Raw genomic sequence first — 16,582 nt, 5'->3', positions numbered from 1 at the left:
CGGAATACGGGAATGGCGTGGCTTCGAACGCCCCGGATTGCGCTACGCTCCATCCGGGCTACGCTGCTAGAGCATGGATACTTCGTGCGGAACGGGGTTACAAACCTCATCCTGCCAAGTAAAAATATTGAGCTCTTTAGTCATAGATGCCACAGTACGACATGAAAGAGCATCAAATGCCCCGAAATTAACCGACGAGCCCAGTGATGAATAAAATCAGCACCATTCAGATCATCGATAGCTTGGCCGAAATGACCCGGCATCACGACCGTGAAATCATCGAAAAAAGCTTATTAAAAACATTGGATGAACTGACGACAGGACAAGAATTTCGGTTGTATAGAGTCATCGAAGCAAAACCCAAAATCGTGCTTGGCATGCTCGCCTATTCGGTCAATAGCGTAATCGATACCGCAGGAAAATATGCTAAAACACATTGTATTCCCGAGCACTTGAACGCGGGCATTGAAGCCACCGTTTCACTCAGTAGTTTAGAGCAAGTTTTAGACAAAGACGGAAGAGTCACGCACTACATCTACCCGGCAATCGATCATAACAACGATGTCTTTGCCGTCTTGATCCAAGAATGCAAGAAAACGCCCGATTTGGATATTCTTCGTTATGCTCACGGCCTGCTCAAGGTCTATGCCAATTATCTGGAATTGATCGACAACAATGAACGGGACAAATTGACTCAGTTACTCAACCGGGAAACCCTCGACAAAGAGCTCATCAGTATCCTGATCCGAAACAATGAAAAAAACTGCCGGCGCCGGATCAAACGCGAAAAAAACCCGCTTGGCTTTTGGCTAGGCGTTGTCGACATCGATCATTTTAAAGCCGTAAACGACCGGTTCGGGCATTTATTCGGCGATGAAGTGTTGATCTTAGTGGCCAGGCAAATGAAAAGCGACATTCGCGGCGACGAAGATCTGATATACCGCTTTGGCGGTGAAGAATTCGTGATTTTGCTACAAGCTTATGAAATGAAAGAGGCCAAATCTGTATTCGAACGTTTGCGAAAAAACATCGAGAACCAAGAGTTTCCGCAACTCGGGCATGTGACGGTAAGCATCGGCATCATGCAAGTCACGAATCAAGACAGCCCGTCCGAAGCGATCGCCTGCGCCGACCAGGCCTTGTACTATGCTAAGGAGCACGGCAGAAACCAAATCCGCGTCTATGAAGAACTACTTGAGCAAGGATTAATTGAAAAAGCACCGCAAAGCCCTGAGTCGGGCGATGTGGAATTTTTTTAATGCAGCGCCCATGACCTTAAGGATTGGAAAATGTTAAAGCTGGCTTGCTATGCTTTTACAATACAGTTTCGCTCTCCTGAAAGGTCATTCAAAGCTTTAGGACAAGCCATTGAAAGACTGCATGGACTTCATGGTTAAATTGCCGATTTAGGATGATAGGATCTATCGAAATACGTTAGCGTCAAGAAATGGACTCGGCATTCATTTGCCCGGCGTGTTACGTTCTACCGGTAACACAATCCGAAACGTGGTGCCTCCGCCGACTCGGCTGTCCAATCGAATTTCGCCGTCATGTTTTTTAATGATGCTGTACGAAACCGAAAGCCCTAAGCCGGTTCCTTTACCGACCGGTTTGGTCGTAAAAAACGGGTCGAAAATTTTAGTAATGTGCTCCTGCGCAATGCCTTTGCCGGTATCCGTAATCTCGATCCATACCCGTCCGCCGTCTTCGGTCCCGCTACGAATCGTGATGGTGCCTTTGTCTTCAATGGCATGCGCGGCGTTAACCAATAAATTCATGAACACCTGATTAAGTTGATGCGGCAAACACCAGACCCGAGGAAGATTGCCGTATTCCTTTGTAATGTCCGCTTTGTATTTGGTCTCGTTATGCACGATATTCAACGTACTATCCAAACAAGCCTGTAAATCCGCCCATTGCCAGTCGTCGTCTCCGCCGGCATGAGAAAAATCCTTGAGATCCTGCACGATTTTTTTGACCCGATCCGCACCTTCCCGCGATTCGTTCAACAAGTCGAGCACGTCTTCTTTCAAGAAAGGCAAGTCGATCTGCCGTTTAAATGCCTGTAACGGACCGACCCGTTCCGCATCGCTGCAAACCGAATCGAGATTTTCATACATTTCCACCAGCTCGAGTAAATCCTCTATATAGTTTTTCAAAGCTGTCAGATTGGAATTGATGTAGCCGATCGGGTTGTTGATTTCATGAGCGACACCGGCCGCCAACTGACCGATTGACGACATTTTTTCCGATTGCATCAATTGCTGCTGCAGCTCTTGAAGTTGTGTCAATGCTTGCTGTAATTCCGTATTACGCTGTTTTAGCAAGTTTTCGGCCTTTTTATGCTCGGTAATATCGGCCGTGATACCGTCGATACGTAGCGGCTCTCCGTTTTCATCGCGAACATAACGCATCGATTGATACAGCCAGCGCTGTTCGCCGTCGGGACGTATGATACGGTAGGCGAGCTTATGGGAACCGGTCGCGGGTAAATCGGCTAACCGGTTTTCGACGTTTTGTCTGTCCTTAGGATCAACGATGGACAACCATAAATCCGGACTTTCGAAAAAATCCCGGACCGGTCTGCCGGAAATGTCCTCGGCCGCATCGTTCAAATAGAGGAGTTTCAATGTTCCGGGCTCCATCGACCAAACCACACTGTCCAATGAATTTAGGATGTCATGCAAACGTTTTTCCGACTCTTCATAGCGTCGCCGGATAATCTGCAACTGGCGGTTAGCACCGGCCAGTTCTTGAATGTGCTTGCGTCGGTCGATGTTCAGCAGCATATTGTCGATCGCCAGCGCGATCGCATTGGCCATTAATTGGCCACTTTCCAGATCTGCTTCGGTATATGCCGAAGGTTCATTTAATTTATTTACGCAAATCGTACCGATCGAGCGTTGTCCCAAAATCAGAGGCCAACAGAGGGCCGCCGCCGGAATACGCGAATCTGATCTCGGACCATGATTCTTAAAGCGGGGATCTTGATCGATTTTACCTTTGAGCAATAATGCGCGCCGGTTATCCAACACCCAACGAATGACGGCACTTTGATCCGATATCGGCCGTCCGATACACGCTTCGGGCAATCCGACTCCGGATTTGATGACATAGCGTTCATTGTCAAGCATGATTAACGAACCGGTATCGGCATCGAGCCCTTCCAAAATAAAGCGAAGGATATCTCGGTAAAATTGACCGGGATTTTCTTGTAATGAATCGGATTGACCCAATTGATACAATTCGTTAATCCATTGCAATTGCTTATTTTCATTGAACAGCATAGCGTCTCCAAAACTTGCTTTAGCCTCTTATACCTCAATTCTTTACATCTTTTGACAAGAATTTATTGATTTTAATGGTTTAACAAACATCCCGGTGAGGGGTAGGCTATTTAACCGATAAGCATTCTTTATCACGTACAAACTTCGCTGTCTATTCGAACCGCCCGGGCACGGCTTTGGTACGCGTAGCGTACCCTACGGTTTTTTAATTTGCCGGCGTTCCCATACCAAGCGTGGTTTGTAACAATGCTCTTCCGGTGAGATCGGCTTAATCTTTGAACCGGTAACCGAAATCATTGGAGATCATAACTTAAACCTGGGTTAACACAACAATGGACCCTCCGGCGCCGCTGGAAAAAACCATCGGCCGCACCGAGACCGTCATCTCGACGCCTCCTAGAGTTAAGATCCGTGCGGCATTATTATCCGGTAAAGCACCGCCGAAACATTGACCTACCCAGCCCATGACTTCCGACGGCATTACCTCGCTTGCTTGCAAACCGACAAGTCCGCCTAGGGACGAACCACGAAGCAATCTGTTCGACTCGCGGTTCGCGACGGCGATCATGCCTTGTTCATCGATACCGACCACAGCTACCGGCAAATGCTCGAGGATCTCTTGCGAGACCGGCAGCAGATTGACATTGCGTATAATTTCTCGTGTCTTTTCTTTGACCTGGCGCTCCAATTCCCGGTTGAATTGCTGGAGTTCCTCGTTGGCATGTTGCAACTCGGCGGTCAGACGCCGATTGTCTAAAGCCATTTCATAATGTTCGAACGCAATACGGATATTGTCCCGCAACAAATCGTCTTCCCACGGCTTGGTTAAAAATTTATAAATCGCCCCTTCATTGATCGCATTGGTAACCGACTCCAAATCGGTATAACCGGACAACATGATGCGCATCGTGTCGGGGTACAGAACTTTGACTTCGCTTAAAAACTCGGCGCCGGTCATGTGCGGCATGCGCTGGTCGGAAAGGATAACGCCTACACGTTGTCGACCCAATAATTCCAATCCTTCGGCACCGCTATTGGCTGTCAAAATTTGATAGCCATCTCTACGTAAGGACCGTTTCAAAGCTTTGAGGATATTGATTTCGTCGTCGACGAGTAAGAGCACTCGCTCCGATGGCGATTCGAGGTCAGTCATAAATAAATTCCTATAAGCCTAAATTCGGCAATTTAACCTTGAGGTACATGAAGTTATTAGAGTATTACAATAAGATATTCATTAACTTTTCGCAGCCTTTCAGGAGAGCGAAATTATTTTGCAAAAGCATGGCGGGCTATTGAATTGACTGGTTATTCTTCATGATCTTCAAAGTGAAATGTTTTTTCTAGGTTGATGATTATCGTAGTCCTTTATTTCAACGTACGACTCAGGATAAACTCTGCGGCCCGAGAACGCGCAATATTTCCTCACAGGTCGTCGTACCCGCAACAACCTTATCGAACGCATCTTCAATCAACGTTCGATAGCCGTTTTCAACCGCCAAGGTTCTCAAATCGCTGAAACTAGCCTGTGCAGTTATCAAATCGCGCATGGCTTCGTTGAGTGCCAAAATCTCCATCAAGCAAACCCGGCCCTTATAGCCGGTATTGCTGCAGTGTTCGCACCCTTTGCCTCGGTATACATCGATAGCGTTCGTATTGAATAATGGACCGAGCATGCGCATGGCTTCAGGGTCGGGCGAGCAGGCTTCCCGACACTGTGTACAAAGCTTGCGCACCAACCGCTGAGAGATCACGCCTTCCAGCCCGCTGGCGACGATGAACGGTTTCAAGCCTATATCGATCAACCTTGCCACCGTCGCCAGTGCGGAATTAGTATGTAGTGTCGAAAACACCAAATGACCGGTTAAAGCTGCCTGAAACGCCACTTCGGCGGTTTCGAGATCGCGGATTTCTCCTAACAAAATCACATCGGGATCTTGCCGTAAAATGGCCCGCAATATCATCGGAAAAGTCAATCCGATCTTTTCTCGCACATTGACTTGACCGGCCGAATCGAGAAAATATTCGACCGGCTCTTCGATCGTTATATAGTTTTTTGTCGGTGTCACGCCGTGCTGCAGTAAGGCATAAAGCGTAGTCGTCTTGCCGCTGCCGGTCGGCCCGGTCGCGAGTACGATACCTTGCGGTTTGTTGATCAGATGCAGCAACTTCTCCCGTTCTGATTCCTCAACGTCAAGATTATCGATACTTTGAATCTGCGCGTTTCTGTCCAGAATTCGCATCACGACCTTTTCACCGTTAATGACCGGCAGGGTCGAAATTCTAAGATCGACGATACGCATCGGCGTTTTGACGGTAATCCGTCCGTCCTGAGGCCTACGCCGCTCGGTGATGTCCATCTCCGCCATGACCTTGATGCGCGAAACGAGTTGATTGTGCAATTGGTTCGGAATATATATCTTATCGAACAATATACCGTCGATTCGGTAACGAACGACGATGCTTTTTGTTCGCGGTTGAATATGGATATCGCTGGCTTTTAGACGTATCGCTTCGATGATGATCGAATTGACCAAGCGTATTGCCGGCGGTTCGGCCGTTTCCTGCAGCAATTGTTCGAGCGAAATATCGTCTTCATGATCGATGACGACTTCGATCGTTTCGAACGGATCGAGGGCCGAAACAATGGTTTCGATATCGCCAAAGCTCGGTTCGTCGCCATAAACGGCATTGATTTTTTTCTTGATCGCGGCAATATCGGCCATCACGGTTTCAATCGTCAAGCCGGTCATGAAGCGTAATTCCGCCTGTAAACCCATATCGAGCGGGTCGGCCATGACCAGTAACAATTGGCGTTGATCGACTTTCAACGGCAATACGCAATGCTGTTCGCACACCGAACGCGGCAGCAGCTCGACCGCGCTGGGATTGACCTGAAATTCCGGCAGCGAGACTTCTTCGATGAGCAGTTCCTTACGTAAAATGCTGCGAATCGTTTTCTCGGCCACCCAGTCGCGCTCCAATATTAATTTGAGCATCGGATCTTTGCGAGTTTGCTTGATTTTATATAACTCTTGAAGTTGCCGGTCGCTGAGCAACTGTTTTTTATGCAGCATGATCGCAATTTGGGCGCTATCGGACACTGCCAGCTTGCTGAGCCGCTTAATCTCCTTGGTTTGATTAACATTGTCGTGCTGGAGCTTTTTATTTTTTTCGATCAGGTCGTACTGTTCCAACGCCAAGCCGACCGTGATACGCAAATCGTCGTTATTCCAGGGTTTGAGAATGAATTTATAGACAGCGCCTTCGTTGATCGCGCCGAGCACCGCGCCTGTATCGGCCTCGCCGGTCAACATGATCCGAATAATGTCGGGATGAAGCATTTTGACGCGCCGTAGCAATTCGGCGCCATTCATCCCCGGCATTTTATAGTCGGAAATAACGAGTTGAAATTGACCGTTCGCGAGCGTATGTAAAGCTTCGTCGCCGGACATGGCGACTTCGACGCGGTAGTTCTCCTGACGGAACACGCGCCGTAACGCACTAAGTACGTTGGGTTCGTCGTCGACCAGTAAGATACCGTACGACTTGGATGCTTGCTGCGTATCGTTTTGCTCGTCCGTGGCGTCGGTATTTTGGCCACCGGTAAACAATGAGGCATAAAACGACATTATTAAGACTCAATTAGATTACTGAATAGCATTCTGCACAGGTAAGTTAACCGTTACCCGAGTCCCCTTACCTACCTGGCTCACGATATCGATCGTGCCGCCGTGCTCCTTGACTATATCATGACAAACGGTCAAGCCTAGCCCAGTCCCTTGCCCTACCTCTTTGGTCGTGAAAAACGGTTCGAATACATGCGCCAAAACCGTCTCTGGAATGCCACGTCCGTTATCTTGAACTTCGAGCACGACAACCCCGTTTCGAACAGCGGTGCGGATACGAATAATGCCGTTTTTTTCGATCGCATCTACCGCATTACCCAGCAGCCCGTATACGACTTGGCCTAATTGCGCGGTTTGACATTGAATCGGCGTTTCCGAAGACAGCTCCAAAACGAGTTTCGCTTTTTGTCGCCATTGCGATTCGGCAACCTGGCAGATTTGCCGAACGATCGTATCGATATCGGCTCGTTCGGTTTCGGTCTGATCGATACGCGAAAAACCCTTTAATGCAATAACGATCTTAGCGATACGATCGAGACCTTCGAGACTTTCATTCATCAAATCCTTGAAATCGTCGAGCAATAACGGCAATTCTCGATCACTCCAAGCTTTTCGTAAGGCCTCCGGCGGTACTCCGTTATCGATCATGGTATTGAACTCGTAAAACGATTCCAGATAGGATTCGGCGGTAGCCACATTGCTGCGAATAAAGCCGAGAGGATTATTGACTTCATGAGCGACACCGGCCGCCAAACGGCCCACCGAAGCCTGCTTTTCATTCCGGTAAAGCTTCAAATGCGCCTTTTCGATCGTTTGAACCTGCTCTTTGACGCGGATTTCCAAACTTTCGGACAGTTTTTTGTAGCGCGCTTCAGACGCTTGTAAGGCCACATTTCTGCGCTGTAACTCCTCAAAATCGTCGCGCTGAGTTTGTAGATGAATATCGGATGCCAACAAATAGCGCGCATTGCAGCGCAATATCAGCTGCATCAAATCGGCCGCGGCACGCAAACGCTCGGGCGGGACGGCGGTTCGTGTCTGCAAAAAACCGACAGGTTCCAACTCGCCATGCAACGGCACTTTGTCAACCGTCTTCGAGCTGTTGTCGCCGATTACGCTTGCGCCTGTATCGTCCACGACGCCGACCGTCGTGTCCAATAAGACATTCAATGCCGAAATCAAGCGGCTCTTGTCTATACCTTTTAAGAGCTCATCAAGATTCAAATCGCGTTCGAAATCGCCCCCCGATTGAAAGTCGTACATCGTCTCAACCTTTTGCCGATGATAATGAACCGCCCAACGTTTGCGCGATAAAGCTATCGCAATCGAGACCATGATCCGATTGCAAGCGGTACAGCCGATCGCAGGTTAGATATACGACTGTCAACAAAGCCTTGAAGGTCTCGATGATGCCTTCTCCGGTCAATGCAGAACTAAACAAGACCGGCCAAGGGGCTTTTTCCCAACGTTCCAGTATTTCCTGTTCGCTTAGAATTGCCGGCAAGTCGCGCTTGTTGAACTGCACGACCAACGGCAATTGCTGAAAATCGAGCCCGACGCGCGCGGCATTCGCGGCTAAATTTTCAAACGACTCGCCGTTATTGACGCTTTGCGTCCGCTGCGAATCGGCAACGAACACGACGCCGTCGGCCCGGGACAACACGGCCTTGCGCGTACTGTCGTGTATCACCTGTCCCGGCACCGTGTAAACCTTGAATTTGATCAATAAACCGGACGGCGCGCGAAAACCCAACGGCAATAAATCAAAAAACAAGGTTCGGTCGTCGGCGGTTTCCATGATCATCAACTCGCCTTTCATATCGGGCGTTAAAATATCGTGCAGACGCATTAAATTAGTCGTCTTGCCGCTGAGGGCCGGGCCGTAATAAACCAGCTTGATCGTCAGTTTTTGACTGCTTTCGTCGTATTGAGCCATGGCCTTAGAAAGTGATTCAAACATTCAGTATAGCCACCGCCCATGAAATGAGTCGCTGGCTCCGATACGCTTTCGCCAGTCTACGCCAAACGAACGAAATAATTCAACTTTAGGTTATACTTCAAAAAAGCCAAAGCGACATATAGCTCGCACGGCATATTTTGCAACAATCCTAGAGTGGGGATGCATACCGACCTTACCTCGGCAGCCAAGGAATGGGTTTCCACGGAGGACCGTGGGAACCGGAAAATTTAGGCTATACCGCTAATGAGAGAATATTATACCTATCGGAGATCAAAATTCGGCACCGGGGTGCCCGTCAAAGGACGCCGTGAATACGTCCATGTAGGCTCTATGCCAGCTCCATGCTGGCAAAGCCTTTGCCGAGCACCCCGGCGCCTCCTAAGACACTGCCGAAATTTGAAGTGCGAAAGGTATAATTGGACACTTTCTCAATATCGTTCCCGATTCATCATCTCACCTAGTCAACCGATTCAACTAATATGGACAACATTTTAACTTGGAACGATAGTCTTAAATTAGGCATAGCCAGCGTCGACAATCAGCACCGCCGACTCTTAGAGCTGATCAACCGCCTCGACGAAGCCGTAGCCTTAGGCCATGCCCCCGATACAATCACCGAACTTCTCGACGACTTGATCGATTACACACGCTATCATTTCGACGAAGAAGAGAAATTGATGCAACAATCGGACTTCGAGCAAGCATTGTTCACATCGCACAAAAACGAACATCGACAATTTGTCGAAACAATCGTCGAAGCGCGCAACCAGAAACCGGACAACGCATCTTTTTTACTGCATCACTTACTCGATTTTCTTTTCGACTGGCTATACCGGCACATACTCGGCACCGATAAAAAAATGGCCGATTGCATTCTCGGCAAGCCGATTTCAGATGCGGCCAAGATCGACCAAGCCGGCATTATCATGCAAAGCAATCTCTATTCGGCCTTACGGGAAAGCGAAGACCGCTTCAAGGAAATGGCCGATAATTTACCGGCATTGATATGGATTTCCAATGCCAAAAACATTCCGGTCTTCTGCAATCGTTACCGGCATAAAAAATTCAATATCCCCTTTGGCTCCGGCAACCATTCGCAATGGTTGGATAGGATTCATCCCGACGATCGTGATAAAGTTGCGGACACCTATGCCCATGCCGCGTCCGACTTAAAAAAATTCAAAATTCAGTACCGCTTGCGTCGAGAAGATGAAAGTATTGTCTGGATCCTGGAAACCGGCGTCCCGCGAATCAGAAGAAACGGCAGTTTTGCAGGACTCATGGGCTGCGGCATGGATATTACCAATCAAAAAAATGCCGAAATCACAATCGCCCGTATCAATCAGCTATTGATGGAACAAGTCGAGGAACGAACGCAGCAGTTGCTCAATACCAACAAAACCTTGGAAGCGGAAAAAGACGAACAAGTCCGGCTGAATGCTCGCCTAAAAGAAACCCAAGCCCATCTGATTCAATCCGAAAAAATGGCCTCGATCGGGCAACTAGCTGCCGGTGTCGCTCATGAAATCAACAATCCGTTAGGTTATATTTTTTCCAACCTCAATAGCCTGAAACAATACCTGAACGATATCCTGCAGTTTTCGGAGACCGCCGAAAATCTTGCTCGAGAACTGCCCGCCGATAACAGCGAAGTTCTTGCTTATCATCGGCTCAAGAAAAAAATCGATATCGATTATCTAAAAACCGACTTGCCGGATCTGGTCGACGAATCGATCGAAGGGGCGACGCGCGCGCGTAAGATCGTTCAAGATCTTAGAGATTTCTCTCGAATCGACAAGCAGGAAATGGAACGATTCGACATCGAGGCCGGCATCGACGCGACTTTGAATATCATTCAAAACGAACTCAAATACAAAGCGAAAATTGTCAAGGAATATACCGGATTAGAACCTTATCTATGCATTGGCGCACAGTTGAATCAGGTCTTCATGAACTTATTGGTCAACGCGGCTCACGCCATCGAAACATTCGGTACTATTTATATAAGAACCGGGACCGAAAAAGACCGCATTTGGATTGAAATCGAAGACACCGGCAAAGGTATTCCTGAAAAAATCCGCTCTAAACTTTTCGACCCGTTTTTTACGACGAAGCCGGTTGGGCAAGGAACCGGATTGGGTTTATCGCTATCCTATAAAATCATCCAAAACCACAACGGTAAGATTGAGGTAGAATCCCATGTAAACAAAGGCAGCAAATTTAGAATAAGCTTACCGCTTACTACCAACAAATAAGAAGTTACTGAACTTGCTTCTTATTCTTCATGATCATCATGGTGAAATGCTTTTTAAGATCATCAAATATCAACCAACGTGAAGAGGAATAATCCATGAAATACACATTACCATTACGACTGTGTTCAACGATCGCCATCAGCCTGTCGATATCTTTCAGCGCTTATGCCGAAACTAAACAACCGGCAACCACGCCGAACGGCATCGAAATGCCGAAAAATTACCAAAACTGGCAATTCATCGGTGTCGCTCACCGGACCGATAACCATTCGCTGCGGGGAATTCTCGGCAATAGCATCGCAGTCAAAGCCGCCCGCAGCGGCAATATCAATCCGTGGCCGGAAGGCGCGATACTGGCCAAACTGGTCTGGAAAGACAGACAGCACCCGTTGTGGGAAGCCGCAACCGTTCCAGGCGATGTGCAACATTTCGAATTCATGATCAAAGACAGCAAAAAATACCAATCGACTCAAGGCTGGGGCTATGCGCGCTGGGTCGGCAAGGAACTGAAACCTTACGGTGATAACGCCAATTTCGCGCAGGAATGCGCCGGTTGTCATGCCAAGGCCGAAAAAACCGATTACGTGTTTACACGCCCGGCCGAGATGCCTTGATTCCATTGAGAGCAACGCCCGCCCTTTTAACGGAAAACATCAAGGAACTAAAAGTACCTAACGAGGATGCTGGCAGCAGGAATGCCGCTTGCAATCCTTCATCTCGAATTTAGGGTTAAAAATTCTTCGTCAAATCCATACCCGCATATAAAGACGCGACGGCTTCGCCATACCCGTTGAATAACTCGGTTTTGCGTTTTGGTGTGAAAATACTTGCGCCGAGAACGCGTTCGCGGCTTTGACTCCAACGCGGGTGCGACACGTCTGGATTGACGTTGGCAAAAAAACCATATTCATGCGGTGCGCTTTTATTCCAGGCCGTTTTTGGCATGTCTTCTTGAAAGCGAATCTTGACGATTGCCTTGATGCTCTTAAATCCGTATTTCCACGGGACGACCAGACGTAACGGAGCGCCGTTTTGATTCGGCAAAACGTCGTCGTACATTCCGGTTGCGATGAAGGCTAGGGGATGCATTGCTTCGTCGATACGCAACCCCTCGACATAAGGCCATTCCAATACACTACTTTTCTGACCGACCATGATCGAGGGTTTATATAATGTCGTAAATTCGACATATTTAGCTTTCGAGGTCGGTTTGAACTGTTTCAGCATTTTCCCCAAAGGAAAGCCGATCCACGGCACAACCATGGACCAAGCCTCGACACATCTGAATCGGTAAATTCGCTGTTCCAAGGGATTGGCCTTGAGAATATCCTCCAAGTCGTAGACGCCGGGCGCTTCGACTTCGCCTTCGACGGCGACCGACCAAGGCCTTGTTACCAAGCGCCGCGCCAGGACTGTCGAGTCGGTCTTATTGGTCGAAAATTCATAGTAATTAGTATAGTTGGCGACATCTTCAAATTTATTCGGCTCAAGATCCGCCGAATAGGGGCCGACCGGAACCTCGGTATATATTTTGTTTTTGGCTTCCGAAATACTCGGTAGCGCTCCCGCCAAAGGTAACGTCAGTGCGGCTTTAATAATGCTTCTGCGGGCTTCGAAAACTGTCCGGTCGGTCACATCGTTTTCCGAGACGACCGCTTTGGATTTAATCAACATATAGCTATTCCTCTGAGTATTTTGCCGCCAGCCAATAATCGATGCTGACATACCGTCCGGCGCCGATAAAAAACAATACCAACAACATAATAAAGTAAGTTGCGGCAAATTCGACTCCGTTATTCAATACGACGAAGGCCCCGTTTTCAGTCAGCCAGTCGTAATTGCCGTATTGCTGTAAGATCGATTTGGCCTGTTCCAGTCGCTCTACCGCACCGATCGTACGGTCGGTTGCCAATAATCCGGAACCGGTCGCAATCGCGAGCCAGCCGTTCTTGAGATGCACCAGAACTCCCGCCACCGCCATTACGATCATCAACGGTAATGAAATCAATCTGACTCCGAATCCGATCAACAAAAAAACCGATCCCAATACTTCGATCAATGCTACTAGGAATACCAGCAAATAAGGTAATGGCAAGCCCAATCCCCACTGCTCATCACCAAACCATGCCGCCGTATCGGAAAAATTGGCGAATTTTTTCGACCCGGCCATCCAGAGTACCGGAACGAGATAAAGACGTAACAACAAAGGCGCGATAAAGTCGAGACACTTAAGCTTATCCAGGCCCCTTAAAGCCCATCGCATTCCGACAACACCCTTATCAAATCCCGCTTGCCAATCAATATCTTTTAAATTCATGATACTACCTCTCTGTGTTGGTTGATGATCGTTGTATACCCATCGTAGATCAAAATTCGGCGCCTGGATGTCCGCTAAAGGACGCCGTGAACCCAGCACCTAAATTCCATAGGTCATTGGCAATAATTTAATATGATGGCTAATTTAGGTGCTGGGTGAATACGTCCATGTAGGCTCTATGCCAGCTCCATGCTGGCAAAGCCTTTATCGGACACCCAGGCGCCTCCTCAGGCGCTGCCGAAATTTGAAGTACGAAAGGTATAACTTCAAATCAGCGACAATAATTAGCGCTCAGTCTTCCACCTAAAATTTATCGACGGCTAAAATATACACCTTTCGCACTCCAAATTTTGGCATTACCGTATTGAGAGGCCTCGAGGCATTCGGTAAAAAAGTATAGACTTGACCGTTTAAATCGAGGTTGCTTACCCCGCCCCCACATTAACTTTTGCACCGCGAAGCTAGAGCTTCGCGCAAGTGTTTCCCAAGCAGGAGCTTGGGAAACAGCAAACAGCAACCTTTAACCTTTAACCTTTAACCTTTAACCTTTAACCTTTCACCTTTCACCTTTCACCTTTCACCTTTGCTATATTTATCGCTTTTTGACTGGAATCATATTAACGATGTCCGTAAGCTATTCCAATATTTTCGCAAACATTCCAAGTCGATTACCCGAAGAACTCTTCGAAACCGTGTTAAAAACCGATCATGTCTGCATTGAGCGGATTGTCTCTAGGAATCACTCGACAAAAGCCGGCCATTGGTACGATCAAGACTGGGACGAGTGGGTACTGCTCCTTCAAGGGCAAGCGAAACTACGTTATAAAAACCGCCCCGAAGATATTGTTTTAAATCCCGGAGATTATTTATTAATCCCGGCGCATACCTTACATCGGGTAGAATGGACCGATCGAAACAGCGACACGATTTGGCTGGCTATTCATATGGCCGATAAAGTTACGACCGATGGCTTATGAAACTTTTATAACAAATATGAATCTCCCGATTATTCATGTTCTTTGTATACCTTTCGCACTTCAAATTTCGGCAGTGCCGGAGGAGGGGTCGGCATAGAGCCTACATGGACGTATTCACCCAGCACCTAAATTAGCCATCATATTAAATTATTGCCAATGACCTATGGAATTTAGGTGCTGGGTTCACGGCGTCCTTTGGCGGACATCCCGGCACCGAATTTTGATCTACTACGGGTATATATGAACTTGACGCAGACATGAATTTCAACCCAAAGTTAACGATCTGCTAACTGCTAACTGCTAACTATATAAATTATGAACCATTGACTTACCGAGATATCCCTCTCCCATATTGACATTCATTTCCGCCACCTAACCGTCAGCATACCAACATAATGATATTGGAAACCTTTTCCGTCGCTAGAGATTTCGGACGCGTTCATGAAATCACTTCGATTTTGATCCGCTATGGTTTCGGCGATATTGTCCGCCGACTCGGCATTGTTGGTCTTGTTGAGCGCGCCGGCCATGTTTTGCACTGGCATGAAATCGACGAATTGACCAGTATGGAACCACCGGAACGCATTCGTCGAGTTCTGGAAGAAATGGGCCCTACTTTCGTGAAACTGGGCCAGATTTTCGCAACTCGCCCCGACTTGTTCAGCCCTACCTGGATTGCCGAGTTCGAAAAACTGCAGGACCAAGCCCGTCCGGCACCGATCGATAAAATCTTGGCACAGCTAGAGGAAGACCTGGGCGCCCCGCCGCACGAAGTCTTTGCAACTTTCGACAAAACGCCGATAGCAGCCGCTTCGATTGGCCAAGTTCATAAAGCTTCGCTGGAGGATGGCACTCAGGTTATTGTCAAAATCCGCCGTCCCGGCATACGACCTACCGTCGAAGCGGATTTGCGCCTACTCAACCAAATGACCGAGGTTGCAGCTCGGGAAATCAAGGATCTGCGTCGTTATAATCCACAGGAAATCGTACGTCAATTCACATTATCGATGCGCCGAGAGCTGGATTTGGCCATCGAAGGGCGCAATAGCGAACGCATGCGCGCCAACTTTAAAAAAAACCGCACTATCATCATTCCCAAAGTATATTGGCAATGGACTTCTGAGCGCGTGAATGTTCAGGAATACATCGACGGCATTTCGGGTCATGATATCGATCGCATCGATTACTCAAATTTAGACCGGAAAAAATTGGCTAAAACCGGTGCCGATGCGGTGCTTAAAATGATTCTAGAAGACGGTTTTTTTCATGCCGACCCTCACCCCGGGAATTGCTTCTTTCTTTCCGGCAATCGCATCGCGTTTATCGATTTCGGCATGGTCGGCAGACTCACCGACGAACGGAGGAATCAAGTCGTCAATCTGTTGCACGGTTTAGTGGAGCGCGATCCGGATATCGTCGTCAAAATTCTTTTGAAATGGGCCGATAAGTCGATGGCAAATAAAGACGCATTAACGCTGGAAATCGACAATTTTATCGACCAATACCACGATATCCCATTGAAAGACCTGCACATAGGAGAGTTGCTATTTAATTTAACGAATTTACTACGCGACCATCAGCTAAACTTGCCGGCCGATCTGACATTATTAATCAAAACATTCATTACATTGGAAAGTTTGGGACGACAACTCGATCCGTCATTTAATTTGGTCGTGACGGCAACACCGCTACTCAAAAGGGCGTTTCTACTCCGGTACAATCCCGAAGCCATGGCGCGTCGCGGTTTTAAATCGGCGGCCGGACTCGTTGAAATGCTAAGCGAGTTACCGGAAGATATGCACCGAATTATGGAGGATTTGCGACGAGGTGCGTTGAGCGTTCGATTGGACATCACGCGACCGGAATGGCTGGGCAAGGAGCTCGACCGTGTGGTCAATCGAATTTCCGTCAGCTTAGTTACTGCGGCAATGATTATCGGCAGCTCTATTGTCTCGACCGTTGAAGGCGGTGCCTCATCGTTGATCGGTTTGACCGCTTTCGTCGGCGCATTATTGGGCGGAATTTGGTTACTCTTTTCTATTTGGCGTAGCGGTTAAAGCTTGAGTCTATCTAATCACAGAAACCGTGCCGATTACGCTGTAAGCGTCGACTGCCAATTCATGACTAATACTCAGTCATTTTTACAATTTCGGATAAAAA

At 47.9% G+C, this 16,582-nt stretch carries 12 protein-coding genes; 5 read left to right on the top strand and 7 right to left on the bottom strand.

Translation table 11 applies throughout. The features are described 5' to 3' along the window. The first annotated feature begins 206 nt into the window (after positions 1–206). A complete protein-coding gene (locus ACINK7_RS04490; RefSeq protein ID WP_404360099.1) occupies positions 207–1,259 on the top strand; it encodes a GGDEF domain-containing protein in 1,053 nt (350 codons plus the stop codon). 201 nt (positions 1,260–1,460) lie between these two features. On the opposite strand, the gene ACINK7_RS04485 is transcribed toward ACINK7_RS04490, so the two are convergent. The 5 genes from ACINK7_RS04485 to ACINK7_RS04465 form a co-directional block, all read right to left on the bottom strand. After that, positions 1,461–3,287 carry an ATP-binding protein gene (locus ACINK7_RS04485; RefSeq protein ID WP_404360098.1) on the bottom strand — a complete coding sequence of 609 codons (1,827 nt, stop codon included), beginning with the start codon at positions 3,285–3,287 and terminating at the stop codon, positions 1,461–1,463. A gap of 310 nt (positions 3,288–3,597) precedes the next feature. Further along, the gene (locus ACINK7_RS04480) at positions 3,598–4,440 is read right to left on the bottom strand and encodes a response regulator (protein ID WP_404360097.1); all 843 of its coding nucleotides are present in this window, start codon (positions 4,438–4,440) and stop codon (positions 3,598–3,600) included. A gap of 229 nt (positions 4,441–4,669) precedes the next feature. Then, positions 4,670–6,916, bottom strand: a complete 2,247-nt coding sequence (locus tag ACINK7_RS04475; RefSeq protein ID WP_404360096.1) for an ATPase, T2SS/T4P/T4SS family — start codon at positions 6,914–6,916, stop codon at positions 4,670–4,672. A gap of 18 nt (positions 6,917–6,934) precedes the next feature. Then, positions 6,935–8,176 (bottom strand): sensor histidine kinase, encoded by a 1,242-nt coding sequence (locus ACINK7_RS04470; protein WP_404360095.1) that lies wholly within the window; start codon positions 8,174–8,176, stop codon positions 6,935–6,937. 4 nt (positions 8,177–8,180) lie between these two features. Then, positions 8,181–8,873, bottom strand: coding sequence for a GTP-binding protein (locus tag ACINK7_RS04465; RefSeq protein WP_404360094.1), 693 nt, complete (start codon positions 8,871–8,873; stop codon positions 8,181–8,183). Between the two features lie 479 nt (positions 8,874–9,352). On the opposite strand from ACINK7_RS04465, the gene ACINK7_RS04460 reads away from it, so the two are divergent. After that, positions 9,353–11,128 (top strand): bacteriohemerythrin, encoded by a 1,776-nt coding sequence (locus ACINK7_RS04460; protein WP_404360093.1) that lies wholly within the window; start codon positions 9,353–9,355, stop codon positions 11,126–11,128. A 95-nt stretch (positions 11,129–11,223) separates the two neighbouring features. After that, positions 11,224–11,742 carry a cytochrome P460 family protein gene (locus ACINK7_RS04455; protein ID WP_404360092.1) on the top strand — a complete coding sequence of 173 codons (519 nt, stop codon included), beginning with the start codon at positions 11,224–11,226 and terminating at the stop codon, positions 11,740–11,742. Between the two features lie 115 nt (positions 11,743–11,857). On the opposite strand, the gene msrP is transcribed toward ACINK7_RS04455, so the two are convergent. Together msrP and ACINK7_RS04445 are read right to left on the bottom strand one after the other, a co-directional pair. Further along, the gene (msrP, locus tag ACINK7_RS04450; RefSeq protein WP_404360091.1) at positions 11,858–12,802 is read right to left on the bottom strand and encodes a protein-methionine-sulfoxide reductase catalytic subunit MsrP; all 945 of its coding nucleotides are present in this window, start codon (positions 12,800–12,802) and stop codon (positions 11,858–11,860) included. Between the two features lie 4 nt (positions 12,803–12,806). Next, positions 12,807–13,445 (bottom strand): DoxX family protein, encoded by a 639-nt coding sequence (locus ACINK7_RS04445; protein ID WP_404360090.1) that lies wholly within the window; start codon positions 13,443–13,445, stop codon positions 12,807–12,809. Positions 13,446–14,068: 623 nt separating this feature from the next. On the opposite strand from ACINK7_RS04445, the gene ACINK7_RS04440 reads away from it, so the two are divergent. Both ACINK7_RS04440 and ACINK7_RS04435 read left to right on the top strand, forming a co-directional pair. Continuing rightward, complete coding sequence (locus tag ACINK7_RS04440) at positions 14,069–14,422, top strand: cupin domain-containing protein (protein ID WP_404360089.1); 354 nt, start codon at positions 14,069–14,071, stop codon at positions 14,420–14,422. A 395-nt stretch (positions 14,423–14,817) separates the two neighbouring features. Beyond that, positions 14,818–16,479, top strand: a complete 1,662-nt coding sequence (locus ACINK7_RS04435; RefSeq protein WP_404360088.1) for an ABC1 kinase family protein — start codon at positions 14,818–14,820, stop codon at positions 16,477–16,479. Positions 16,480–16,582 lie beyond the last annotated feature (103 nt).

The sequence above is a fragment of the Methylotuvimicrobium sp. KM1 genome (assembly GCF_044788715.1).
In the GTDB taxonomy this organism is placed as follows: Bacteria; Pseudomonadota; Gammaproteobacteria; order Methylococcales; family Methylomonadaceae; genus Methylotuvimicrobium.
Note: the sequence above shows the minus strand (reverse complement) of the source record. Positions and strands in the feature narration are given on the sequence as shown.